This is a genomic window from Quadrisphaera sp. DSM 44207, assembly GCF_900101335.1.
Lineage (GTDB): Bacteria > Actinomycetota > Actinomycetes > Actinomycetales > Quadrisphaeraceae > DSM-44207.
On the sequence record NZ_FNKA01000002.1, the window covers coordinates 310,798 to 334,264 of the forward strand.

General features: G+C 76.5%; 20 protein-coding genes and 1 pseudogene. 11 read left to right on the forward strand and 10 right to left on the reverse strand.

Annotated features, from left to right (window positions below):
• Positions 1–47 precede the first annotated feature (47 nt).
• Both BLS82_RS07605 and BLS82_RS07610 read left to right on the forward strand, forming a co-directional pair.
• Positions 48–707, forward strand: coding sequence for a hypothetical protein (locus BLS82_RS07605; RefSeq protein ID WP_218123713.1), 660 nt, complete (start codon positions 48–50; stop codon positions 705–707).
• Between the two features lie 107 nt (positions 708–814).
• Positions 815–4,216, forward strand: coding sequence for a pyruvate carboxylase (locus BLS82_RS07610; RefSeq protein WP_092863599.1), 3,402 nt, complete (start codon positions 815–817; stop codon positions 4,214–4,216).
• A 27-nt stretch (positions 4,217–4,243) separates the two neighbouring features.
• Here BLS82_RS07610 and BLS82_RS15670 read toward each other — a convergent pair.
• Positions 4,244–5,133: pseudogene (locus BLS82_RS15670) on the reverse strand (histidine phosphatase family protein).
• Between BLS82_RS15670 and BLS82_RS07620 the strand changes: the two are divergent.
• Both BLS82_RS07620 and BLS82_RS07625 read left to right on the forward strand, forming a co-directional pair.
• The gene (locus BLS82_RS07620; RefSeq protein ID WP_218123828.1) at positions 5,045–5,407 is read left to right on the forward strand and encodes a hypothetical protein; all 363 of its coding nucleotides are present in this window, start codon (positions 5,045–5,047) and stop codon (positions 5,405–5,407) included. The pseudogene BLS82_RS15670 and the gene BLS82_RS07620 overlap by 89 nt on opposite strands.
• 112 nt (positions 5,408–5,519) lie before the next feature.
• Complete coding sequence (locus tag BLS82_RS07625; protein WP_255378196.1) at positions 5,520–5,897, forward strand: hypothetical protein; 378 nt, start codon at positions 5,520–5,522, stop codon at positions 5,895–5,897.
• Here the strand turns inward: BLS82_RS07625 and BLS82_RS07630 are convergent.
• Positions 5,885–6,766 (reverse strand): SDR family oxidoreductase, encoded by an 882-nt coding sequence (locus BLS82_RS07630; protein ID WP_092863605.1) that lies wholly within the window; start codon positions 6,764–6,766, stop codon positions 5,885–5,887. The two genes, BLS82_RS07625 and BLS82_RS07630, sit on opposite strands and share 13 nt — an antisense overlap.
• Before the next feature lie 171 nt (positions 6,767–6,937).
• Here BLS82_RS07630 and BLS82_RS07635 point away from each other — a divergent pair, with 171 nt between their 5' ends.
• On the forward strand, positions 6,938–7,531 hold the full coding sequence (locus BLS82_RS07635) for a TetR/AcrR family transcriptional regulator (RefSeq protein ID WP_092863608.1): 594 nt from the start codon (positions 6,938–6,940) through the stop codon (positions 7,529–7,531).
• Positions 7,532–7,844: 313 nt separating this feature from the next.
• On the opposite strand, the gene BLS82_RS07640 is transcribed toward BLS82_RS07635, so the two are convergent.
• Complete coding sequence (locus BLS82_RS07640) at positions 7,845–8,915, reverse strand: hypothetical protein (protein WP_092863611.1); 1,071 nt, start codon at positions 8,913–8,915, stop codon at positions 7,845–7,847.
• Positions 8,916–9,431: 516 nt separating this feature from the next.
• Between BLS82_RS07640 and BLS82_RS07645 the strand changes: the two genes are divergently transcribed.
• Together BLS82_RS07645 and BLS82_RS07650 are read left to right on the forward strand one after the other, a co-directional pair.
• The gene (locus tag BLS82_RS07645) at positions 9,432–10,757 is read left to right on the forward strand and encodes a cytochrome P450 family protein (protein WP_218123714.1); all 1,326 of its coding nucleotides are present in this window, start codon (positions 9,432–9,434) and stop codon (positions 10,755–10,757) included.
• A 56-nt stretch (positions 10,758–10,813) separates the two neighbouring features.
• A complete protein-coding gene (locus tag BLS82_RS07650) occupies positions 10,814–11,542 on the forward strand; it encodes a TcmI family type II polyketide cyclase (protein WP_092863614.1) in 729 nt (242 codons plus the stop codon).
• Positions 11,543–12,447: 905 nt separating this feature from the next.
• Here BLS82_RS07650 and BLS82_RS16750 read toward each other — a convergent pair.
• From BLS82_RS16750 to BLS82_RS07665, 3 genes are all read right to left on the reverse strand, one after another.
• Positions 12,448–13,347, reverse strand: a complete 900-nt coding sequence (locus BLS82_RS16750; RefSeq protein WP_369811054.1) for a cold-shock protein — start codon at positions 13,345–13,347, stop codon at positions 12,448–12,450.
• Between the two features lie 157 nt (positions 13,348–13,504).
• On the reverse strand, positions 13,505–14,341 hold the full coding sequence (locus BLS82_RS07660; protein WP_176818988.1) for a nitrilase-related carbon-nitrogen hydrolase: 837 nt from the start codon (positions 14,339–14,341) through the stop codon (positions 13,505–13,507).
• A 10-nt stretch (positions 14,342–14,351) separates the two neighbouring features.
• Positions 14,352–14,759 carry a MerR family transcriptional regulator gene (locus BLS82_RS07665; RefSeq protein WP_092863620.1) on the reverse strand — a complete coding sequence of 136 codons (408 nt, stop codon included), beginning with the start codon at positions 14,757–14,759 and terminating at the stop codon, positions 14,352–14,354.
• Positions 14,760–14,914: 155 nt separating this feature from the next.
• Between BLS82_RS07665 and BLS82_RS07670 the strand changes: the two genes are divergently transcribed.
• Positions 14,915–15,658 carry an SDR family oxidoreductase gene (locus BLS82_RS07670; RefSeq protein WP_092863622.1) on the forward strand — a complete coding sequence of 248 codons (744 nt, stop codon included), beginning with the start codon at positions 14,915–14,917 and terminating at the stop codon, positions 15,656–15,658.
• Positions 15,659–15,738: 80 nt separating this feature from the next.
• Here BLS82_RS07670 and BLS82_RS07675 read toward each other — a convergent pair whose 3' ends face one another.
• Positions 15,739–16,194, reverse strand: coding sequence for a hypothetical protein (locus tag BLS82_RS07675; RefSeq protein ID WP_092863625.1), 456 nt, complete (start codon positions 16,192–16,194; stop codon positions 15,739–15,741).
• A 61-nt stretch (positions 16,195–16,255) separates the two neighbouring features.
• On the opposite strand from BLS82_RS07675, the gene BLS82_RS07680 reads away from it, so the two are divergent.
• The 3 genes from BLS82_RS07680 to BLS82_RS07690 all read left to right on the forward strand — a co-directional run bounded on the left by BLS82_RS07680 (position 16,256) and on the right by BLS82_RS07690 (position 19,067).
• Positions 16,256–17,038, forward strand: a complete 783-nt coding sequence (locus BLS82_RS07680) for a glycerophosphodiester phosphodiesterase family protein (RefSeq protein WP_255378198.1) — start codon at positions 16,256–16,258, stop codon at positions 17,036–17,038.
• On the forward strand, positions 17,035–18,489 hold the full coding sequence (locus tag BLS82_RS07685; protein WP_218123715.1) for an MFS transporter: 1,455 nt from the start codon (positions 17,035–17,037) through the stop codon (positions 18,487–18,489). Before BLS82_RS07680 ends, BLS82_RS07685 begins: the two co-directional genes overlap by 4 nt.
• Before the next feature lie 227 nt (positions 18,490–18,716).
• Positions 18,717–19,067, forward strand: coding sequence for an RNA polymerase-binding protein RbpA (locus BLS82_RS07690; RefSeq protein ID WP_092863628.1), 351 nt, complete (start codon positions 18,717–18,719; stop codon positions 19,065–19,067).
• A 184-nt stretch (positions 19,068–19,251) separates the two neighbouring features.
• On the opposite strand, the gene BLS82_RS07695 is transcribed toward BLS82_RS07690, so the two are convergent.
• Genes BLS82_RS07695 through BLS82_RS07705 form a run of 3 tightly spaced genes read right to left on the reverse strand, consistent with a single transcriptional unit; the run spans position 19,252 to position 23,457 of the window.
• Positions 19,252–20,049: a polyprenol monophosphomannose synthase gene (locus BLS82_RS07695; protein WP_092863631.1), complete on the reverse strand. Its 798-nt coding sequence runs from the start codon at positions 20,047–20,049 to the stop codon at positions 19,252–19,254.
• Positions 20,050–20,059: 10 nt separating this feature from the next.
• Complete coding sequence (lnt, locus tag BLS82_RS07700) at positions 20,060–21,736, reverse strand: apolipoprotein N-acyltransferase (RefSeq protein ID WP_092863634.1); 1,677 nt, start codon at positions 21,734–21,736, stop codon at positions 20,060–20,062.
• Entirely contained in the window at positions 21,733–23,457 is a 1,725-nt protein-coding gene (locus BLS82_RS07705) for an amidohydrolase (RefSeq protein ID WP_255378199.1), read from the reverse strand. Before BLS82_RS07705 ends, lnt begins: the two co-directional genes overlap by 4 nt.
• Between the last annotated feature and the right edge of the window lie 10 nt (positions 23,458–23,467).

Genomic DNA, 23,467 nt, shown 5'->3' on the forward strand with positions numbered 1-23,467 from the left:
GAGTCGGGGGAGCGGGGCGCGGTGGGCGCGAGGGAGCGCCGCCGCCCGTGCACGACCTGCGCGCCTGGCTCACCGGCCGCCTGCCCGAGGGCTGGTTCACCGGTCCGGTGCAGCTGACCGTGGACCGCGACGAGGTCACGGTCGTCGGTCCCCTGGACGCCCCCGCACCGCCGGTCGCCGCAGACCACGGCGTCGGTCACGAGGCCGGTCACGAGGCCGGCGGTGGGAGCGGCGGTGGTGGGCAGGAGGAGCTGGAGCGGGCGGCCGCGGCCGGCCGCATCGCGCGCTTTCGGGAGGAGACCCGCGACGAGCGGATCCGCATCGCCCGCGAGGTCGAGGAGCGCTGGGGCCGCACCGTGGCCTGGGGCGCCCGGGTGGGGCAGCACGAGCAGGTGTTCACCCGCGCCTCGGTGCCGGCGATGACGCGCCTGCGCCAGCCCGAGCGGATCGTGCTGGACACCCTCGTCGACGCCGGCGTCGCCCGCTCGCGCAGCGAGGCCCTCGCCTGGTGCGTGCGCCTGGTCGGCGAGCACACCGAGACCTGGCTGGCGGACCTGCGCCGGGCGCTGGCCGCCGTCGAGCAGCTGCGCGACGCCGGACCCGGCGCCGGACCCGGCGCTCCTCCCAGCGACTCCTCGGGCGGCGGGCCGGGCAGCGAGCAGGCCGGCGAGCCGGGCGGCGGGCGGCCCAGCGCCGCGGACGGGTGAGGACGCACCGCGCCCACCCGCGGGCGCGGGCCGGCAGGTAGCCTCCGCGACGGTCGCCGACCCGGCCGACCCCGCCGACCGAGCAGCCGGCACAGCAGGAGGCCCCCGTGTTCCGCAAGGTCCTGGTCGCCAACCGCGGCGAGATCGCCGTCCGCGCCTTCCGGGCGGCCTACGAGCTCGGCGCCCGCACCGTGGCCGTCTACCCCCACGAGGACCGCAACGCCACCCACCGGATCAAGGCCGACGAGGCGTACCGGATCGGGCGGGTGGGGCACCCGGTGCGCGCCTACCTCGATGTGGAGGAGGTCGTGCGCGTCGCCCGGGAGGCCGGCGCGGACGCCGTCTACCCCGGCTACGGCTTCCTGTCGGAGAACCCGCGGCTGGCCGAGGCGTGCGCGGCCGCCGGCATCACCTTCGTCGGCCCTCCACCGCACGTGCTGGAGCTGGCCGGCAACAAGGTCCGCGCGCTCGCGGCCGCCCGCGAGGCCGGCATCCCCGTCCTGCGCTCCTCCGCGCCGTCCGCGCACGTGCCGACCCTGGTCGCCGCCGCCGCCGACGTCGGCTTCCCGGTCTTCGTCAAGGCCGTCGCCGGCGGCGGCGGGCGCGGCATGCGCCGCGTCGACGACGAGGCCGCCCTGCCCGAGGCCCTGGCCACGGCCATGCGCGAGGCCGAGGGCGCCTTCGGGGACCCCACCGTCTTCCTCGAGCAGGCCGTCCAGCGGCCCCGGCACGTGGAGGTGCAGGTCCTCGCCGACGCAGGCGGGCAGGTGGTGCACCTGTACGAGCGGGACTGCTCGGTGCAGCGGCGCCACCAGAAGGTCATCGAGATCGCCCCGGCCCCGAACCTGGACCCGGCGCTGCGCGAGGCGCTGTGCGCCGACGCCGTCGCCTTCGCCCGCGCCGTCGGCTACGTCAACGCCGGCACCGTGGAGTTCCTCGTCGAGACCACCGGCGAGCGCGCGGGCCAGCACGTGTTCATCGAGATGAACCCGCGCATCCAGGTGGAGCACACCGTCACCGAGGAGGTCACCGACGTCGACCTCGTCCAGGCGCAGCTGCGCATCGCCTCCGGGGAGGGCCTGACCGACCTGGGCCTGGCCCAGGAGAGCATCCGCGTCAACGGCGCCGCCCTGCAGTGCCGCATCACCACCGAGGACCCCGCCAACGGCTTCCGCCCCGACACCGGGCGCATCACCGCCTACCGCTCCGTCGGCGGCGCCGGGGTGCGCCTGGACGGCGGCACGGTCGAGGTCGGCGCCGAGATCAGCGCCCACTTCGACTCCATGCTCGTCAAGCTCACCTGCCGCGGCCGCGACTTCCCCACCGCCGTGCGCCGCTCGCGCCGGTCCCTGGCGGAGTTCCGCATCCGCGGGGTGAGCACCAACATCTCCTTCCTGCAGGCCGTCCTCGACGACCCGGACTTCATCACCGGGAACCTGTCGACCTCCTTCATCGAGGAGCGCCCGCAGCTGCTGTCCGCCCGCGCCCCGGCCGACCGCGGCACCAAGCTGCTGACCTGGCTGGCCGACGTCACCGTCAACAAGCCCCACGGGGAGGCGCCGACCGCGCTGGCCCCGGCGACGAAGCTGCCCGACGTCGACCTCGAGGCCCCCGCTCCCGCCGGGTCCCGCCAGCGCCTGGCCGACCTCGGCCCCGAGGCCTTCGCCGCCGCCCTGCGCGAGCAGGTGCCGGTGGCCGTGACCGAGACCACCTTCCGCGACGCCCACCAGTCCCTGCTGGCCACCCGGGTACGCACCCGCGACCTGCTCGCCGTCGCCCCGCACCTGGCGCGCACCGTTCCCCAGCTGCTGTCGGTGGAGTGCTGGGGCGGGGCCACCTACGACGTCGCGCTGCGCTTCCTCGGGGAGGACCCCTGGGAGCGCCTGGCCGCCCTGCGCGAGGCGATGCCCAACCTGGCCCTGCAGATGCTGCTGCGCGGGCGCAACACCGTCGGGTACACCCCCTACCCCACCCGGGTGACGTCCGCGTTCGTGGCCGAGGCCGCCGCCACCGGCGTCGACGTCTTCCGCATCTTCGACGCCCTCAACGACGTCGAGCAGATGCGCCCGGCCATCGACGCCGTGCGCGAGACCGGCACCGCGCTCGCGGAGGTCGCGCTGTGCTACACCGGGGACCTGTCCGACCCTGGTGAGGCGCTGTACACCCTGGACTACTACCTGCGCCTGGCCGAGCAGATCACCGCCGCCGGCGCCCACGTGATCGCGATCAAGGACATGGCGGGGCTGCTGCGCCCGCCCGCGGCCCGCCGCCTCGTCGCCGCGCTGCGCGAGCGCTTCGAGGCCCCGGTGCACCTGCACACCCACGACACCGCCGGCGGGCAGATGGCCACGCTGATGGCGGCCGTCGACGCCGGGGTGGACGCCGTCGACGTCGCCAGCGCCCCGATGGCCGGCACCACCAGCCAGCCGCCGGCCTCGGCGCTGGTGGCCGCGCTGCGCCACACCGAGCGCGACACCGGCCTGGACCTGCGCGCGGTGATGGACCTGGAGCCGTACTGGGAGGCGGTGCGCCGCCTGTACGCCCCGTTCGAGTCCGGCATCCCCGCCCCCACCGGGCGCGTGTACGACCACGAGATCCCCGGCGGGCAGCTGTCGAACCTGCGCCAGCAGGCGATCGCGCTGGGCGTGGGGGAGAAGTTCGAGCAGGTGGAGGCGATGTACGCCGCCGCCGACCGCATCCTCGGGCGCCTGGTGAAGGTCACGCCGTCCTCGAAGGTCGTCGGCGACCTCGCGCTGCACCTGGTGGCGGTGGGCGCGGACCCGGCGGCGTTCGCGGCAGCCCCGCAGGAGTACGACGTGCCGGACTCCGTCATCGGCTTCCTCTCCGGAGAGCTGGGGGACCCCCCGGGCGGGTGGCCGGAGCCGTTCCGCACCGAGGCGCTGTCGGGACGGCGCGCCCCGGAGCGCACCACCGCGCTGGCCGCCGGGGACGACGCGCTGCTGGCGCAGGCGGGCCGGGTGCGCCGCGACGCGCTGAACCGGCTGCTCTTCCCCTCTCCCACCGCGGAGCTGGCGCGGGTGCGCGAGGCGCACGGGGACGTCTCGGTGCTCGACACCCGCGACTACCTGTACGGGCTGCGCCGGGGCCAGGAGCACTCGATCCCCCTGGACCGCGGCGTGAACCTGATCGCCGGCCTGGAAGCCGTCGGGGACGCCGACGAGCGCGGCATGCGCACGGTGATGGCGACCCTGAACGGGCAGCTGCGCCCGGTGCAGGTGCGCGACCGCTCCCTGCAGGTCGACGTCAAGGCCGCGCAGAAGGCGGACCCGTCCGTGCCGGGCCAGGTGGCCGCTCCCTTCGCCGGGGTGGTGACCCCGGCCGTCGCCGAGGGCGACGCCGTCGCCGCGGGGCAGACGGTCGCGACGATCGAGGCGATGAAGATGGAGGCGGCGGTGACCACGCCGGTGGCCGGCACGGTCGCGCGCCTGGCGGTCGGGTCGGTGCAGCAGGTCGAGGGCGGGGACCTGCTCCTCGTCGTCGAGGGGTAGGCCTCCGCTCCCGGGCTCAGGTCGCGCTCAGGCCTGCTCGGGGCCGGGGCAGAGGGCCGGGGTGAGGTTCCAGTGCTCGATGCCGGGCACGCCGTGCTCCGCGCCGAGCACGCCGACGGACCCGGCGCCCAGGGGCAGGCGGGCGGCGTCCTGCGGGGGCAGGTCCAGCCAGGTGGCGGCGAGCACGCGCAGCGCGTGCCCGTGGCCGACGAGGACGACGTCGCCGTCGGCGAGGTGGGCGCGACGCCGTCGCGGAAGGCGCGCCAGTCGTCCCCGCTCTCGGCGCGGATCTCGTCGCTGGTGCGCCCCTCGTACGCGCCGTAGTCCCACTCGACCAGGTCCGGGTCGAGCAGGTCCGGGTCGAGCGCGCCGTCGGCGCCGGGGGTGAGCAGCCCGGCGAGCTCGGCGGTCAGCCGCGCCCGCTGCAGGGGAGAGGTGCGCACCACGGCGGGGGCGCGTCCGCGCAACAGCGTGCGCAGCAGCGCGGGCAGGGCCGCGGCCTGGGCCTGGCCGGTCTGATCGAGGGGGACGTCGCTGAGGCCGGTGTGGCGCCCGGTGGCGGACCAGGCGGTGCGACCGTGGCGCACGAGCACCACCCTGCCCTCCTGCCTGCCCTCCTGCCTGCCCTCCTGCCTGCCCTCCTGCCTGCCCTCCTGCCTGCCCTCCTGCCTGCCCTCCTGCCTGCCCTCCTGCCTGCCCTGCTGGGGGTGCGCGCTCGGTGGCTGCTCGGCCGGTGGTCGTGCGCTGCTCGCGTCGGGAGAGGTGGCGTCGGGAGTCACCGCGGGAAGGCTAGGCGCGCTCCGTACGATGCGCAGCCGTGGGGGCGCGGTGACCGGCTGGCTGGCGTGGACCACGGGGCTGCTCGCCGCCGGTGTGGGGCTGCTCGCGCTGGTGGCCACCGTGCGCGGGCGGCGCATCGACGACGTGCAGCTGCTCTCCTCGGCGCTGCTGGAGGTGGCGCTGATCGCGCAGGGCGTGGTGGGCGCGGTGCTGCTGGCGCGCGGGCAGCGGGAGGTGGACCCGCTGCTGTTCGGGGGGTACCTGGCGACCTCGGTGGTGCTGATGCCGGTGGGCGTGCTGTGGGCGCTGGGGGAGCGCACCCGGTGGGGCACCGGCGTGCTCGCCGTGGCGGCGCTGGCGACGGCGGTGCTGGTGGTGCGTCTGGTGCAGGTCTGGAGCGCGGGTGCCTGAGCCGTACCCCGAACCGACGCGAGAGCCGGTGCGTGGGTCGGCCCCGGCGTCCGGCTCGGCCCCGGCGTCCGGGTCGCGCGGCGTCCGCGCGCTGCGGCACGGGCCCGGGCGGGTGCTGATCGCGGTGTACGCCGTCTTCGCGGTCTCGGCCAGCGCCCGGGCGGGGGTGCAGCTGGTCGAGCACCTCGCGCGGGCGCCGCTGGCGTACGCGCTCTCCGCGGTGGCGGCGCTGGTGTACGTGGTGGCCACGGTGGCCCTCGCCCGCGCCACGCCGGCCTCCCGCCGGGTGGCGCTGGTCGCGGTGGGCGTGGAGCTGGTCGGGGTGCTCGGCGTGGGTGCCTGGAGCGTGGTGGACCCGGCCTCCTTCCCCGACGCGACGGTGTGGTCGGGCTTCGGCAGCGGGTACGGCTACGTGCCGCTGGTGCTGCCGGTGCTCGGCCTGCTCTGGCTGCGGGCCGCGGACGGGCAGGGACGGGCTCAGCCGAAGTAGTGGCCGGCGTCCAGGTCCTGCAGGAGCCCGGGCTGCACCGGCCTCCACCCGAGCAGCTCGCGGGTGAGGGCGCTGGAGGCGGGCTGGTCGACGCGCAGCAGCGCTCCCAGGAAGCCGAACTGCTCGGCCGGGACGGGCGCCGTCGGCAGGTGCAGGTGGCGGCCGATCACGGCGGCGATGTCGCGGACCGCGACGGCCTCGTCGGCGACCGCGTGCAGCACCGATCCCGCGGGGGCCGCTTCGGCCGCGAGGCGGAACAGGCGCGCGGCGTCCAGGACGTGCACCGCGGGCCAGCGGGCGGACCCGTCGCCGACGCAGCCGGCGACGCCCTGCTCGCGGGCGATGGCGATCAGGCGGGGGAGGAACCCGGAGGCGTCGCCGTCGCCGTGCACCGAGCGGGGCAGGCGCACCACGCTGGAGCGGACGCCGCGCGCTGCCGTGGCCCGCGCGGCCCGGGCGGTGGCGATGCGGGCCGCGGCAGGGCCGCCGGTGGCGGGCTCGTCGTGCTCGGTCGCCGCACGCCCGGGCACCGCGGGGGTTCCGGACGCGATGACCAGGGCCCTGCCGGTGCCCTCGAGCGCGGCCCCCAGCGCCTGCACGACGCGCGCGTCGGCGCGCACCGAGGCCTCGAACCGACTGAAGTCGTGGTCAAACGCGAGGTGGACGACCGCGTCGGTGCTCCTCGCCCCGGTGCGCAGGACGTCCAGGTCCTCCAGGTCCCCGCGCAGGACCTCGGCGCCGGCGGCGGCGATCGTGGCGGCCGAGGCGTCGGAGCGGGCGAGCCCGAGCACCGAGTGACCCGCGCCGAGGAGCTCGGGGACGACGGCGGAGCCGATCCACCCGGACGCGCCCGTGACGAAGACCTGCATGACCGCTCCTTCGCTCGCTCGCCCGAGACGGGCGAGCGGATCCATGAGATCGACGGTGTGACGAGACCGGCGAGGTGACGAGACCGACGATGTGACGAGACTGAGTGCCGTGACCGTACCAGTTGACGGGACTCGATGCCATCACTCGGGGCGCTCGCGTAGGATGGCGCGGTGGGCCGGTGGGATCCGAACGCGCGCGAGCGCCTCGAGAGCGCGGCCCTGGCCCTGTTCGTCGAGCAGGGGTACGAGGAGACGACCATCGCCCAGATCGCGGACCGCGCCGGGCTGACCCGCAGCACCTTCTTCCGCCACTTCGCGGACAAGCGCGAGGTCGTCTTCGGCGGGCAGGACGTGCTCGCCGACCTCCTCGCCGGCGCCGTGCGCGATGCTCCTGCCTCGGCGAGGACGATCGAGTGCCTGGCGGCGGCGCTGGACACCGCCGCTCTCGCCTTCACCCCCGAGCGGCACGCGCTCGCCCGCCAGCGCCGGTCGGTGGTCGCGGCCACCAGCGAGCTGCAGGAGCGGGAGCTGCTCAAGCTCGCCCGGCTGTCCTCGGCGGTCGCGGACGCGCTGCGCGCCCGCGGAGCGGAGGAGATGAGCGCGCGCCTGGGCGCCGAGCTCGGCGTCCTCGCCGTCACCACCGCCTTCGCGCGCTGGGCGGCCGCCGAGGACGCCCCGCCCTTCGCCGAGATCGCGCACGCGACCCTGCACGACCTGCGCGTGCGCGCCGCAGCCCTCGGCGCACCGGCCGACGTCGGAGCCTGACGCTCCGTCCGGGAAGCGCACCGGGCGTCCTGCGACCGGCTCCGCGCTGTACTGATAACGGAACCGTGCACCAGAAAACCTCCACCTGGGGGTGTCAGAGAACAGCACCGACGGCCGGGGACCTATCCGAGACGCGTGCTTTCCGGTGCGAGGGAGGTGCAGAGAAGACGTCGCGGTCCGAAGGGACGAGCGCGCGGGCTGGAGAGGCGGTGAGGAAGCGGCGACGACCTGCGAGGGGAAGGAGCGGGCCGGGGTGCTCGGACGGTCGTCAGAGCTGGCGTCGTCAGAGCTGGCGTCGTCAGAGCTGGCGTCGTCAGAGCTGGCGGTAGCGGGCGTAGGAGCGGACCTCGTGGGTGCTCAGCCCGTGCAGCTGCGGCGCTCGGGGGTCCAGGGCGACCAGGGTGGTGGTGAAGGCCAGGCGCAGGCCGCGGGCGCTCAGGGGCAGGCCGGCGGGGCGCAGCGCGCCGGTGCGGTGGTCGGTAGAGGGGCGCACGCGCACCCACAGGGCGCTGGGCTCGCCGCCGCGCAGCGAGCTCAGGACGGTCTGGCGGGCGTCGAGCCAGGCGGTCACGGCGCGCTGGGCGGGGGAGGGCAGGGCCCAGGAGCCGCTCTGCTCGGGCACGTCGATGCTCAGGCGGCCTGCGGCGACGGCGGTGACGGGCACGGCGGCCAGGACGTCCTCGCGGGAGCCGGACAGGGCCAGCAGGTGCACGTGGGCGCAGAAGCGGCTCCACACGGCCGGCAGGACGCCGGAGGGCAGCGCGTCGGGGTCGGCCAGGGACAGCAGCTGGCGCACGCGAGGGGAGTCGGCCAGCGCGGGCCCGATCGGGGTGCCGAGCTTCAGGACCGGGCGCAGCGCCTCGAGGGTGCCGGGGGCGGCGCCGGCGTGCTGCTCGGCGTAGGCGGCCAGGGCGCGCACCGCGGAGGCGCGGGCGCGCAGCCCGGGCAGGGAGGCCGGACGCGGCCCTGAGCCGGCCGAGGCGAGCCAGTCGGCGACGAGGTCGGGGTCCAGGACGCTGCGCTCGGCCCTGCGCCCGGCCCTGCGCCAGGCCTCGTGCCCGGGGCCGCTGCGGGGTGCGCCCTGGGAGCCCTGGGCGTCGTGGCCGATGTCCTGGCCGATGTCCTGGCCGGTGTCCTGGCCGATGTCCTGGCCGGTGTCCTGGCCGGTGTCCTGGGGCTGGTCGGTGCCGGCCAGCGGTCCGGGCGCCGGGAGGAGGCCGGGCAGCTCGGGCAGCTCGGGGTCGTCCTCGCCGTGCGCGTCGAGCTCCTGGTGGTCCAGCAGCTCGCGCAGGGCCCAGGAGCGCTGGCGGCGGGTGGAGTCGGGGCCGCCGATCAAGGAGGCCAGGTACCGCTCGACCAGGGCTGCATCACCGGGCACGCTCATCCCCTCATGATAACGGAACCATGCTGTCCAACATTTGCTCACCCCGCTCGTGCTCCCCCCACTACCACCGCCACCCACCTGGCGACGTCGATGATGGATGTAGCGCCGCGCGGGTCCTTTTGGTGGGACCGTCTGGGGAGGATCACCATGCTTCCGTTATCAGTTGGGGGGTCGTGGTGGAAGGACGTCTCAGAGGTCGACCTCGAGGTGGGGGAGGAGCACGGCGCAGCCCTGCCGCGGCGGCCTGCAGACGTGCGCCAGGCGGTGTCACACCTGCGCCAGCCGACCCGCACAGCCCGCCGCGGGGGTAGCGCCCGCGCAGCGCGCGTGGTGGCGTGATCCCCACCGGTCAGGCGCACCGCCCACGACGCCGCCCGCCGCGCGGCCCGTTGGCACAGGCCCCGCGGCGGTCCTCAGCGCCCGCGACGCCGCACCACGCCGAGAACGACCCGCACCACGCCGAGAACGAGCCGTACGAGCAGGGCCCGCAGGGCGCAGCCGACAGGGGAGAAGCACGTGACCAACACCAGCGAGGACGTCCGAGGCACCCAGCCCGAGCACGCTGCGAGCAGCAGCGGCGAGGGCGGCGAGGAGGTCTCGGGCATCGACGCCGGCGAGCTGTTCACCCCCGCCTTCACCGCCGACCCGTACCCGACCTGGGCGCGGGTGCGCGAGTCCACGCCGGTGTGCCCGGTGCGCTCCCCGCGCTTCGACTCCTTCTTCATCACCCGCTACGACGACGCCAAGGCCGCGCTCTCCGACGCCCGCCTGAGCAAGGACCTGTACGGGCCGCGCCAGGACTACCTGAAGTTCTTCGGGCCCAACTCCGCGCTGCTGAACCAGAACATGCTCAACTCCGACCCGCCCGAGCACACCCGCCTGCGCCGCCTGGTCACCCAGGCGTTCACCCCCCGCCGGGTGGAGGCGCTGCGCCCGAAGGTCGAGCGCGTCGTCGACGACCTCATCGACGCCTTCGCGCCCACCGGGCGCGCGGAGCTGATGGAGGACTTCGCCTTCCCCCTGCCGGTGACCGTGATCAGCGACCTGCTCGGGGTGCCCGAGCAGGACCGCACGCACTTCTTCGAGGTCACCCACATCATCCGCAGCCGCGGCGGCGCCGGGCGCGGCACCGAGGAGGACCGCCTCGCCGTGCAGAACGCCCAGCAGCAGCTGGCGGACTACCTCTCGGACCTGATCGCCCGCAAGCGGGAGCAGCCGCAGGACGACCTGCTCACCGCCCTGATCGCCGCCCGCGACGAGCAGGCGCGCCTGTCCGAGCGGGAGCTGGTCTCCACCGCCTTCCTGCTGCTGTTCGCCGGGCACCAGACCACCTCGGACTTCCTCGGCAACGCCGTGGTGGCGCTGCTGACCAACCCCGAGCAGCTGGCGCTGCTGAAGGCCTCCCCGCAGCTGCTGCCGGCCGCGGTGGAGGAGCTGCTGCGCTTCGACGGCTCGGTGCCCATCGCCAGCCCCCGCATCGCCACCGAGGACGTGGAGTACGGGGGAGTGCACATCCCCGCCGGCTCCATCGTCACCGTGGCCATCAACGCGGCCAACCACGACCCGGCGCACGCGCAGGACCCCGACGTGCTGCGCCTGGACCGCGAGGACACCTCCCACATCGCTTTCGGGCACGGCATCCACTTCTGCCTGGGCATCTCCCTGGCCCGCATGGAGATCCAGGTGGCTCTGGCCGGGCTGCTGCGCCGCCTGCCCGACCTGGCCCTGGCCGTGCCCGCCGAGCAGGTGCGCCGCCTGCCCGGGGCCTCCCCGTTCCGGGGGCTGCTGGAGCTGCCGCTGCGCTTCACCCCGGTGCCCGTCGGCGCCGCAGCCAGCGCCTGAGAGCCCACCCCGCACCGACCGCACCGACCGCACCGATCCCACCCACAGGAGCAGTCATGGTCTTCCGTCCGTTCCGGAACGTGATCGTCTGCCGCATGGTCCCCGGCAGCGAGGACGAGGTCGGGCCCGTCTTCGCCCACTACGACCCGCTCACCCGCCCGCAGGACCTCGGGGTCATCGGGCGGATCCTGCTCTCCCACCACGACCTGTACCTGCACGTGATCGAGCGCAAGGAGGACCCGGCGGTCTCGGGTCAGCGTCGCGGGCTGCCCGCCTTCCAGGACATCGCCGAGCAGATCGCCCCGTACGTGACGCCGTACCCGAGCTACTGGCAGAACCCCTCGCACTCGGTGGCCAAGCCGTTCTACTCCTGGGTCCCCGAGGGGGAGGTCTCACCCGACCGGGAGCTGACCGTGATCGTGCAGCGGATGAAGCCCGGCGCCGAGGACGACGTCGCCCGCGTCTTCGCCGACTCCGACGCCGGAGGGCTGCCCACCGAGACCGGGGTGACCGGGCGCTGGCTGTACTCGATGGAGGACGTCTTCGTGCACCTGCTGGAGCAGGACAAGGAGAAGGCCGCGGCCGTGCGGGCCAACCACGAGTCGCACCGGCCGGCGTTCGCCAAGATCATGCACGACCTGGCTCCCTACCTCAGCCCCTACCGCCCGGAGACCTGGCAGAGCCCGAGGGACTCGGTGGCCACGCCGTTCTACCGCTGGCAGGCCGAGGACTGGAACCCCGAGGACGACGCATCCAGGACCGACGCGGCGACGACCACGGCCTGACGCCTGACGCCCGGGGGCACGCCTTTCGGGCACGGCCTCGGGCTCCAGGCACGGCTTTCGGCACTCCAGCACGACCACGGCGCTGGCACGGCGCTGGTGGAGTCCGCGGCGGACTCCACCAGCGCCGTGCTGCCTCATCCACGCGCCCTGCAGGGGAGCGGGCGCCGCACCGGGTGTGCAGCGCGGTCCGCGAAGGGCCCAGCCACCCCCGTAATGACATAACGTCGATTATCGGCGGTTGCGCTGGGGCGCCGCGGAGCCGGGACGACGTCCGCCAGCGCCGCTCCAGGTACCACCGGGTCCAGCAGCCGGCTCCGGCTCCCACCCTCGCACACGGACCACCCGCGCACCGCAGTGCGCCACCGCAGTGCGTCACCGCCCGGCAGCGGCTGCAGCCCGCGAGACCCGTCAGCCGTGAGGCCGCCCTCGACGCTGCACGACGGCGAGGACCATGCGCCCGTGGGCGGTCGTCCGCACCACGACGAGCCGGGTGTCTCCCCGCGGCTCACCCCGTTCTCGACCCGCACCGCCGGCGCGCGAGGGCCCGCTCGGCAGTCACGCGAGCGTCCGGGACGACCTGCGGTCACCCCGAGCCGGACGGCGTTCGTCGGCTGCCGCACTCCCCCGACGCCACCCATCCATGATCACCACGCCGCCGTGTCGTCGCGGCACTCCCCTTCCCTGAAGCGATGCCGCAGCACGTCGCATCGAGGGAGGACTTCCCTCGCGCCCCCTCACCGCCATGCGCAAGGCTCCCTCGGCGTTCCACCGAGGTCGGGGACCGGCCGGAGCTCCCCCAACGAGGACGCGGGTGCACGACGAGCGGGCAGTGGCCCGGAGGCCACCGCCCGCTCGGGGAGGCTGAGGCGCTGAGGACGCGGGCGCGTCCCTGGTCCTCAGCGGTGTCAGAGGGGGTCGACGGTGTCCGCCTGGGGACCCTTCTGGCCGGCGCTGGAGGTGAACTCCACCCGCTGGCCCTCCTCCAGCGAGCGGTACCCGCCCCGGTCGTTGATGGCGGAGTAGTGCACGAACACGTCGGGGCTGCCGTCGTCGGGCTCGATGAACCCGAACCCCTTCTCCGCGTTGAACCACTTCACCGTGCCCGAGCCGGCCGCACCGCCACCGCCACCGCCGCCACCGCCACGGGGACGGTCGTAGCCGCGGTCGTCCCCGCCGCGGTCGTAGCCACCGCGCTCGTGGCCACCGCGACCACCGCGGTCGTCGTGGCCGCGCGCCGGGGCTCCGCCGGAGACCTCCACCCGGTCCGCCTGCGGGCCCTTCTGGCCGGCGCTGGAGGTGAACTCCACCCGCTGGCCCTCCTCCAGGCTGCGGTAGCCACCACCGCCGGCGATCGCCGAGTAGTGCACGAACACGTCGGGGCTGCCGTCGTCGGGCTCGATGAACCCGAACCCCTTCTCCGCGTTGAACCACTTCACCGTGCCCGAACCGGCCGCACCGCCACCGCCACCGCCGCCACCGCCACCGCCACGGGGACGGTCGTAGCCGCGGTCGTCCCCGCCGCGGTCGTAGCCCCGGTCGTAGCCGCGGTCCCCACCGCGGTCGAACCCGCCGCGGCCGGCGGGGCGCTGGGGAGCACCGCCGACGGTCTCGACGTGGTCGGCCTGCAGCCCCCGCTGCCCCTGGCTGGCCTGGTACTCCACCCGCTGACCCTCGTCCAGGCTGCGGAACCCGCCCGTGTCAGCGATGGCCGAGAAGTGGACGAAGACGTCCTGCCCCCCGTCGTCGGGCTCGATGAACCCGAACCCCTTCTCCGCGTTGAACCACTTCACCGTGCCCTGAGGCATCCTTCTGCTCCTGCATCCACGACTGCTCGCAACGACTGCTCGAACGGGCGGCGCCACGTCCCGGCCGCGGCGTCCTGCCGGCGGCCGACGACCAGTGTCCTCCTCCTGCGGGGCCGGCGTCGCCACCCGCACCTGCAGTACCCGCTCGGAGGAGCCCTCACGCGGGCTCGTCCCCGACGCCGCTCCCCTCGCTCCGGTCGGTCCGGTCGGTCCAGTCGCGGTAGACGTGCTCGCGCAGCTGCGCGAGGTAGGGGAAGCGGTCGCGGACCGCGGCGACCTCCTGCCCGCTGACGTCCGCCACGAGCAGCTCCTCGCCGTGCCCGGCCCTGGCCAGGGCTGAACCGTCCGGCCCCAGCGCGACGCTGCCGCCGCAGAAGAGCAGCCCGTCGGCGCGCAGGCCGGCGGCGTGGTTGGCGTACAGCAGCGCCATCCCGTTCTCCAGCGCCCGGGCGGGCAGCAGCACCTGCGCGACCGCCGGCTCCTCGATCGCGGTCGGCACGCACAGGACGTCGACGCCGGCCAGCCCGGCGGCCCGGGCGGTCTCGGGGAACTCCACGTCGAAGCAGACCGCCACGCCCACCCGCAGCCCGCCGAGGCGCACGACCAGGGGCGCCGCGGCGCCGGGCGCGAACGCCCCCCGCTCCCCCGGCCCCCACAGGTGCACCTTGCGGTAGCGCCCGAGCAGGCGCCCTGACCCGTCGCACACCGCCGCCGTGATCGCTCCGTCCCACGGCTCGGACCACACCTGGGCGACCCCGGTGCGGGCGGCGGTGGCGCGCACGGCGGCCTCCACGTGCTCCCCGCCCGCGCCGGCGTCCATCGCGTACCCGGTGGCGAACAGCTCCGGGGAGACCAGCACCTGCGCTCCCCGCTGCGCGGCCGCGGCGGCCGCGGCGTCCAGCCGCTGCAGGTTCGCCTCCACCTGCCCGGGTGCGCCCGCGGCCTGCCAGAGCGCCACCCGCAGGCGGGCGGCGGGGTCCGGCGGCGCGAGCACGGCGCCGATCCTAGGAAGCGCCAGCCGTCGGCGCGGGGCAGCCCTGCTCCACGGGGCAGGGCTGCGCTGTGCCGCCGCCGGTGCCACCGGCGGCGGCGATCACGGCGTCGAGGCGGTCGCGGGTGGCGGCCAGGTCGTGCACCTGCGCGTCGATGCGCTCGCGCTCCGCCGCCAGGCGCTGCAGCATCTGCGGGGTGGCCGCACCGGTGTGCACGCACGGCAGCAGCCCCGCGAGGACCCGACTGCTCAGCCCCGCCCCGTACAGGGCCTGGATCCAGCGCACCCGGTCCACGGCGTCCTGGGGATAGCGGCGCTGTCCGCCCGCGCTGCGCTCGGAGGCGAGCAGGCCCTGCTCCTCGTAGTACCGCAGCGCCCGGGGACTGACTCCCGCCGCCGCCGCGACCTCGCCGATGCGCACCGCGCCCTCCCCGCACCCGATCGGACCCGATCGAACCCGTCCGCCGCAGGTCCGCTCTTGACCTTCACGTCAACGTCAAGTCTTAGCGTAGCGGATGCCCCGGCCTCCCGAGCCCGCCCCGCGGCTCACCGGCCCCCTCCCAGAGGAGCACTCCCATGGACATCGCAGGCTCGATCGCCCTGGTCACCGGCGCCAACCGCGGCATCGGCCGCCACGTCGCCACCCAGCTGCTCGCCCGGGGCGCGGCGACGGTCTACGCCACCGCCCGCAACCCCGACGCCGTGGACGTCCCCGGGGCGCGGGTGCTCGCCCTCGACATCACCGACCCCGCCTCCGTGGCCGCCGCCGCGCAGGCGGCGGGCGACGTGACCCTGCTGGTCAACAACGCCGGGATCTCCACCTACACCGACCTGGTCTCCGGCGACCTGGAGAAGATCCGCCTGGAGGTGGAGACCCACGTCTTCGGCACCCTGGCCGTGGTGCGCGCCTTCGCTCCCGTCCTGGCCGCCACCGGCGGCGGAGCGGGCGGCGGAGCGATCCTCAACGTCCTCTCGGCCCTGTCCTGGACCTCCTACCAGGGCGCCACCGCCTACGCCGCGGCCAAGGCCGCCGAGTGGTCCCTGACCAACGGCATCCGCCTGGAGCTGGCCGGCCAGCGGACCCTGGTCACCGGCCTGCACACCGGCAGCGTGGACACGGACATGATGGCCGGCTGGGACGTGCCCAAGAACGACCCCGCCGACGTCGTGCGCGCCGCCCTGGACGGCATCGAGGCCGACGCGCTGGAGGTGCTCGTCGACGACGCCAGCCGGCAGGCCAAGGCCGCACTGGGTCTGGACCCCAGCGCCGTCTACCCCCAGGCCACCCCGGCGGCGTGGACCGGCACGGCGGCCGGGTGAGCCGGTAGCCCCCGTCGCAGCGGCGTTGACCCGGTGGTGCTGAGCCCTCGGCTCAGCACCACCGGGTCAACGCCGCTGGTTCAGGACTGCTCGTGCGGGGAGGAGCGGGCCTCGCGGCTGGCCTGCGCCGCGGCCGGGGGGTTGGGCACGAACTGCTCTCCGTGCTCGCTGCCGGCGCGCTTGGTGGCCTCGGCCTCGGCCTTCTCCTCCTCCGAGAGGGCCTCCCACGCCGCCTTGGGCAGGTAGCGGTGGGTGGCTCCGCCGCCCTCGCCCTCCTGCCCGGTGCGGGCGCGCGAGGAGCCGTCGGCGGTCTGCCACTCCTCCTCGGTCCACTCGCTCAGGTGCTGCTGGGTGGCGTCCTTCTCCCCTCGGTAGCCGCCGCCGGCGGCCTCGTACTCGTGCGCCAGCAGCTGCGCCTTGCGCGCTGACCACTGCCCGGGGCGCCCGCCGCGGTCCCCGGCCTGGATCTCCTCCTTCAGGCGGGCCCGCAGCGCGGGGTCGGTGTACTTCTCCTCCGGGCGGCGGCTCCCTGGCATGCGGGCACGCTAGGCGGCTGCGCTGCGGGGCGCCAGGGCGCGGTGCGCCACACTGCGCGGCGTGAGCTTCCTGGACGCCGCCGCCCCGGTGGCCCTGGCCCACCGCGGCTTCTCCCCCGAGCGCCTGGAGAACTCCATGGCCGCGTTCGCGGCCGCGGTCGACCTCGGCTTCACGTACCTGGAGACGGACGTGCGGGCCACCGCCGACGGCGCGCTGGTCACCTTCCACGACGCCACGCTGCAGCGCGCCACCGACGGGATCGGCGCCATCGCCGACCTGCCGTGGTCCACCGTCGCCCGCGCCCGCATCGCCGGGGTGCAGCCGGTGCCCCGCCTGGAGGAGGTGCTGACCGCGTGGCCGCACGTGCGGTTGAACATCGACGTCAAGCACCCGGCCGCCGTCGCCCCGCTCGTGGACCTGCTGGCCTCCTCCCCCGGCGCGAGTGAGCGGGTGTGCGTGGCCTCCTTCTCCGAGCGGCGCCGCCGGGCGGTGCTCGCGGGGCTGCGGGCGCGCGGGGTGCGGTCGGTGACCAGCTCCGCCGCCCGCGCCGGCGTCGTGCGCTTCCTGGTCGCCGCCCGCGCCGGAGCGCGCGGCGCGGTGCTGCGCCGGGCGGTCGGCGCCGACTGCCTGCAGGTGCCCGAGCGCTCCGGGCGGGTGCGCGTGGTCACCCCCGCGCTGCTGGCCGCCGCCGCCTCGGCGCGCCTGCCCGTGCACGTGTGGACCGTGGACGACCCTGGCGACATGCACCGCCTCCTCGACCTCGGCGTGGACGGGCTGGTCACCGACCGCGCCGACCTGCTGCGCGACGTCCTGGTCCAGCGCGGCCAGTGGCGGGCGCGGTGAGCGCTCCCGCGCTGCGCACCCGCGAGGCCGCCCGCCGTCGCCAGCAGCGGGCCTGGTACGTCTACGACTGGGCGAACTCCGGGTACGTGACCACCACCGCCACCGTGCTGTTCACCCCCTACCTGACGGCCGTCGCCGAGCAGGCGGCCTGCCCCGGCGGGGCCGGCGAGGTGGACGGGGTCTGCCGCACGCCGCTGTCGGTGCTCGGCCTGCCCGTCGCGCCCGGGTCCCTGGCCCTGTACGTCGTCACCGCCGCGACGCTGCTGTCCGCGGTGCTGCTGCCCGTGGTCGGGGCGCTCGCGGACCGCTCCCCCGCCCCGCGGCGCCTGCTGGGGCGCTTCGCGTGGACCGGCGCGACCGCGGCTGCGGCGATGGTCCTCGTCGCCGACGGCGCCTGGCAGCTGGGCGCCGTCCTGCAGCTGGTGGCCACCGTGGGCCTGACCTCCTCCCTCGTCGTCTACGACGCGCTGCTGGTGCAGGTGGCCGGCCCGGACGAGCGCGACCGGGTCTCCAGCCGCGGGTGGGCGCTGGGGTACGCCGGCGGCGGGCTGCTGCTGGCCCTGGACCTGGCGCTGGTGCTCGGCCACGACGCGCTGGGGCTGAGCGAGGCGCAGGCGGTGCGCGCCAGCCTGCTCACGGCCGGGCTCTGGTGGGCGGTCTTCACGATCGTGCCCTACCGGGGGCTGCGCGGCCTCGACGCGCGCGGCCCGGCGATCCGGCGCGCCCCGCAGGACGTGCAGGACGGGCGGGACGTAGCCGACGTGGCCGGTGCTGTGGGCGCGGCGGGCGCGTCGCGCGGGCGCGCGGTCGCGCGGGCCTTCGTCCAGCTGGGCGTCACCCTGCGCCACGCGCGGGCCTATCCGCAGACGCTGCTGTTCCTCGTGGCGTACCTGTTCTTCAACGACGGGGTGCAGACGGTCATCGGCACCGCCAGCCTGTACGGGCAGGCCGAGCTGGGGTTCCGCTCCTCGGACCTGATCATCGCGATCCTGCTGGTGCAGTTCGTCGCGCTCGGCGGCGCGCTGCTGTTCGGGCGCATCGCCGGGCGCGCCGGCGCCCGGCGCACGGTGCTCGGCGGCCTGGTGGTGTGGCTGCTCGTCGTCGTCGCCGGCTTCGCGCTGCCCGCCGGGCGCTTCGGCCCGTTCCTGCTGCTGGCCGCCGGGATCGGGCTGGTGCTCGGCGGCACGCAAGCGCTGTCCCGGTCCCTGTACAGCCAGCTCGTCCCGCGCGGGCAGGAGGCGGAGTACTTCAGCCTCTACCAGGCCGCCGAGCGGGGCACCAGCTGGCTGGGGACCTTCGTCTTCGGTCTCGTCTTCCAGCTCGCGGGCTCCTACCGGCCGGCGATCCTGTCGCTGGTGGTCTTCTTCCTCGTCGGCGGCGTGCTGCTGTGGCGCGTGGACGTGCGCCGGGGCGTCGCGGACGCCGGCAACCCCCAGCCGACGCTCGTCTGACCCCTCCCGCGCCGCCGCCGCGCCTCGCGCGCTGCGCTGCCCAGTGCGCAGGGTGTAGCGCACATCACACTGCGCCACTACGACGGTGCGCGCCGCCGCGGAACACCGCAGGCCCGCCGTCCGTTGAACCCATAGCGCGCGACGGACCTGCCCGGTGACCCCCCGGAGCGGACGCCGCGCAGACCTCGCCGCGCCAGCCCGCGGCATCCCGACTGCCGGAGGACACCATGAGCGACCGGAGCCTGCGTGGAACCCGCCTCGGCGGATCGAGCATGGAGAGCGAGGAGGGCGTCGAGCTCGCCCCCCGCCAGCTGGCCGTCTACGACTGCCCCGCCGGGCACGTGACGAAGCTGCCGTTCTCCGTCGAGGCCGAGGTCCCGGCGGTGTGGGAGTGCCAGTGCGGCGCCGAGGCGGTGCTGCGCGACGGCGAGGTGCCGCAGGCCAAGGCGGTCAAGCCGGCCCGCACCCACTGGGACATGCTCCTCGAGCGCCGCTCCGTGGACGACCTCGAGGTGCTGCTGCAGGAGCGGCTGGCCAAGCTGCGCAACGGCACCCTGCACCAGCGGCGCAGCGCCTAGCGCCGCCGCTGCGGCGCGGCGCGGGCCCCCCACCGCGCTGCGCCCCCGGGTCGACGGACCTCCACCCCGCGGGTCCTCCCCGGCCGGACCGGCCGCACCCATCCGGTGCGGCCGGTCCGTTGTCTTCGCACCCGCCGACACCCGCCGGCACCCGCCGGCACCGGCGCGGACCGGCGCGGGCGCCTCAGCGCCGCCCGGTCGGTTCCGGACGCCGATCACGCCGGGGCCGCGGGGTGCGGCGGGTGCCGCCCAGCGCCGCGCGCACGGCGTCGGCCCGGTGCGCCAGGCCCCACGCGGTGGTGCGCCACAGGGCCTCGGCGACGATGGCGCGGCTCATCTTGCTGCGCCCGTGCGCGCGCTCGACGAACGTGATCGGCACCTCCACCACCCGCAGCCCCGCCCGCACGGCGCGCCAGGCGACGTCGAGCTGGAAGCAGTAGCCGTGGGAGTGCACCGAGGCCAGGTCCAGGCGGCGCAGCGCGTCGGCGCGCAGCGCGCGGAAACCACCGGTGGCGTCCGCCAGCGGCAGGCCGAGCAGCACCCGCGCGTACGCGTTGCCGCCGCGGCTGAGCAGCAGGCGGCGCCGGGGCCAGTCCACCACGCGGCCGCCGGGCACCCAGCGCGAGCCCAGGACGACGTCCGCGCCCGGCCCGGCCTGCAGCGCGGCCAGCAGCACCGGCAGCTGCTCCGGCTGGTGGGAGCCGTCGGCGTCCATCTCCACCAGCACGTCGTAGCCGCGCGCCAGCCCCCAGGTGAAACCCGCGACGTACGCGGCGCCCAGGCCCTGCTTGGCGGTGCGGTGCAGCACGTGCACGCCGCGGTCGCGGGCGGCGACGGCGTCCGCGACCGCGCCCGTGCCGTCCGGGCTGCCGTCGTCGACGACGAGGACGTCGGCGTCCGGCACCGCGGCGCGCACCCGCGCCAGCGTGCCCGGCAGGCTCTCCCGCTCCTGGTAGGTGGGGGTGACCACGAGCACCCTCACCCGAGCGCCCTCACGCGCGCGCCCGGCGTCCCGCCAGGGCGCCGGCCAGCACCGCGCCCGCGCCCAGCACGACCAGCACGCCCTCGACGGGCACCCCCGCCCGGCGCAGCCGGTCCGCCACCGTCGAGGACGTGCGCAGCGGCAGCTGCTCCTGCAGCAGCGCCGGCTCGAACAGCGCGGTGCGCTGCAGCGCGGTGCCGTCCGGGGTGATCAGGGAGCTGACCCCGACGGTGGAGGCGTGCACCACCGCCCGCCCGTGCTCCACGGCCCGCAGCCGCGACATGGCCAGCTGCTGCACGCTCTCGTCGGTGTACCCGAAGGTGGCGTTGTTCGTCTGCACCACCAGCAGCTGCGCCCCGGCGTCGACCGCGTCGGCCGCCAGGTCGTCGGCGACGACCTCGAAGCAGATCAGCACCCCCAGGCGCGCCCCGGCGGCGTCCACCACGCCGACCTGCGTGCCGGCGTCGAAGTCCACCGGCCGCAGGTCCACCGCCGAGGTGATCGCACGGAAGAGGGCCCGGTGCGGGATGTACTCGGCGAACGGCGCCACGTCGCGCTTGTCGTAGGCCGCCACCGGCCCGACACCGGCCTGCCACAGCAGGGACGTGTTCGTCAGCCGCACGCCGTCCGGCTCGCCCGGGTCCTCCGAGCGCAGCACGGCGCCCAGCAGCAGCGGGGCCCCCGCGGCCGCGGCGGCCCGCTCGACCTGCGCGGCGGCGTCGGCGTTGCGCAGCGGGTCGATGTCGCTGGCGTTCTCCGGCCACACCACCAGGGCCGGCGCCGCCCGCTGCCCGGCCGCCACCTCCTCGGCCAGGCGCAGAGTGCCGTCCACGTGGTTGTCCAGCACGGCGCGCCGCTGGGCGTTGAAGTCCAGCCCCGCGCGCGGCACGTCGCCCTGGACGGCGGCCACCTCCAGCGACCCGGCCTGCGCGGCCGTCGGCGCGGGCACCAGGAGCCCGGCGCCCACCGCCGCGACCGCGCCGGCGGCCAGCGCGGCCGCGGACCGCGCCCGTCGCCGGTGCAGCGCGATCACCGCGTGCGCTCCCAGCGCGCCCGCCGCGGCCACGGCGGCGGAGACCAGCGGCGCGCCGCCGAGGGCGGCCAGCCCCAGCGTCGGGGCGTCGGCCTGGGAGAAGGCGATCCGGGTCCACCCGAAGCCGCCGAAGGGAAAGCGGGCCTGCAGCGCCTCCACGCCCGCCCACACCGCCCCGACCGCCAGGGACCGCACCAGCGGCCCTCCCGGAGCGCGCAGCACCACCGCCGCCAGCGCCGCGACCAGCGCCGAGAACAGCGCCTCCGCCGCCGACAGCGGCAGCCACGCCACCGGGCCGATGTACACCCCGGCCCAGGACAGCAGCGGCACGCACAGCGCCAGGCCGAAGACGAACCCCACCAGCGCCGCCGGCAGGACGCGCCGCCCGGCCACGGCCAGCACCAGCGCCGCCACGCCTGCCGGCGCCAGCGGCCAGGCCCCGGTGCCCGGGAAGGCGCAGAACGCCGCCAGGCCCCCGGCGGCGGCGAGCGGCAGCGCGGCCGCCAGGGGCAGCGCCGCAGCCGGGGCCCGACCGCCCTGCGGCGCTCGCGCCGCTGCCGGCCGCCCGGCCGCTCGCCCGGCCGCTCGCCCTACCGGTCGCGCTGCCGGTCGACCCGCCCGTGCCGGTCGCGGGCGGGCGGTGCTCGTGCTCACGAGCGGAGCGTACGTCGCCGCGAGGACACCCAGCCGTCGACGTCGTGGGCGAGCCGCCCCTCGACGGCCGTGCGCAGGCACCGCGGCGCCGGCGTGCCCGGCGTCAGGTCCGGCAGGCCGGGAGTGCCCGAGCGCGCGTCCGTGCTCCACGCCGCGAACCGGTCGTCGGGGGCTTGGACGAGCAGGTCGGCGGCCTCCCACACCGCGTACGTGGCCGGGGCGCCGGGCACGAGCACGCCGAGCCCGTCGCGGCGCGCCGCGCGCCAGCCGCCGCGCGTGTGCGCCAGGAACGCCGCCCGCGCGGAGATCCGGTGCTCGCGCGCGGTGGTGAAGGCCGCCGCCCGCACCGCCTCCCACGGCGCGAAGGGCGTCACCGGGCAGTCCGAGCCGAGCGCGAGGGGCACCCCGGCCGCCGCGAGCGGACCGAAGGGGTTCAGCGCGCCCGCCCGCTGCGGGCCCAGGCGCGCCGCGTACATCCCGGCCGGCCCGCCCCACCGCGCGTCGAAGGCCGGCTGCACGCTCGCGGTCAGGCCCAGGCGGGCCAGCCGGGCCGGGCCGTCGGCGTCGAGGGCCTCCACGTGCTCGAGGCGGTGGCGCGCCGCACCCACCGCCACCGGCCCCAGGACCTGCACGGCGGCCTCGACGCCGTCGAGGACCTCGGCGACCGCGGCGTCCCCGATCACGTGGAAGCCGGCCTGCAGACCCGCCCGCGTGCAGGCGACGACGTGGTCGCGCACCCGCTCGGCGTCCAGGTACAGGTGCCCGCGGTGATCGACGGGCAGGCCCGCGGCGCTCGCGTCGGCGTACGGGTCGCGCAGCGCCGCGGTGCGCGAGCCCAGCGCGCCGTCGACGACGAGGTCCCCGCCCAGGCCCAGCAGCGGCGCGCCGTCGGGCAGGCCCAGGCCGGCGACGATCGCGCGGGCGTGCTCCTCGTCGCCGGCCAGCTCCCCCCACAGCGCCAGGACGCGCGGCAGTCCCCGCTCCCCCGCTCCCCCGCCCGCTCCCCCGCCGGCTCCCCCGCCGTCGACGAGGGCGAGGAGGGCGGCGAGGTCCTCGGGAGAGCCGACGTGGGGGGCGGCGCACTCGTGGACGCCGCCGATGCCGGCCGCCGCGGCCGCGGACAGCGCGGCCGTCTGCAGCCGGCGGCGGCGGGCGGGGTCCACGCGGCGGGTCGCGTCGCGGGCGGCGTGGTGGGCGTCGCGCTCGACGCGCCCGTCCGACGTCCAGCCGGGCAGCCCCGCCAGGCCCGCCTTCCGCACGAGGGCCGAGGAGACCACGGCGGAGTGCACGTCGGCGCGCGAGAGGTACACCGGCGCGCCGGCGGCGGCGCGGTCCAGCTCCGCCGCCGTCGGCGGGCGCCGCTCGGGCCAGCGGTCCTCGTCCCAGCCGTGACCGAGCACCGGCTCCCCCGGGTGCGCGGCCGCGGCCGCCGCTACGGCGTCCAGCGCGGCCGCCAGGCCGCCGGCACCCGACAGGTCCACCCCCGCCAGGGCCAGGCCGGTCTCGGTGACGTGCACGTGCGCGTCGACGAACGCCGGGGTGACCAGGGCGCCGTCGAGGTCGACGACCTCGTCCACCGCGCCCGCCTGCGCGGAGGCCGCCTCGTCCGAGCCGACCCACGCCACGGTGGCGCCGTCCACGAGCATGGCCGTGGCGAAGGGGTCGGCGGGGCTGTAGACGCTGCCGCCGCGGTAGAGCACCCGGCCCGGGGAGGACGTCACGGCCCCAGTG

Excerpts from the sequence above, each read along its gene's own strand:
- BLS82_RS07630 (WP_092863605.1), bottom strand. The coding sequence starts at position 6,766 with ATGCAGGTCTTCGTCACGGGCGCGTCCGGGTGGATCGGCTCCGCCGTC.
- BLS82_RS07640 (WP_092863611.1), bottom strand. The coding sequence starts at position 8,915 with ATGAGCGTGCCCGGTGATGCAGCCCTGGTCGAGCGGTACCTGGCCTCC.
- BLS82_RS07650 (WP_092863614.1), top strand. The coding sequence starts at position 10,814 with ATGGTCTTCCGTCCGTTCCGGAACGTGATCGTCTGCCGCATGGTCCCC.
- BLS82_RS16750 (WP_369811054.1), bottom strand. The coding sequence starts at position 13,347 with ATGCCTCAGGGCACGGTGAAGTGGTTCAACGCGGAGAAGGGGTTCGGG.
- BLS82_RS07670 (WP_092863622.1), top strand. The coding sequence starts at position 14,915 with ATGGACATCGCAGGCTCGATCGCCCTGGTCACCGGCGCCAACCGCGGC.
- BLS82_RS07675 (WP_092863625.1), bottom strand. The coding sequence starts at position 16,194 with ATGCCAGGGAGCCGCCGCCCGGAGGAGAAGTACACCGACCCCGCGCTG.
- BLS82_RS07690 (WP_092863628.1), top strand. The coding sequence starts at position 18,717 with ATGAGCGACCGGAGCCTGCGTGGAACCCGCCTCGGCGGATCGAGCATG.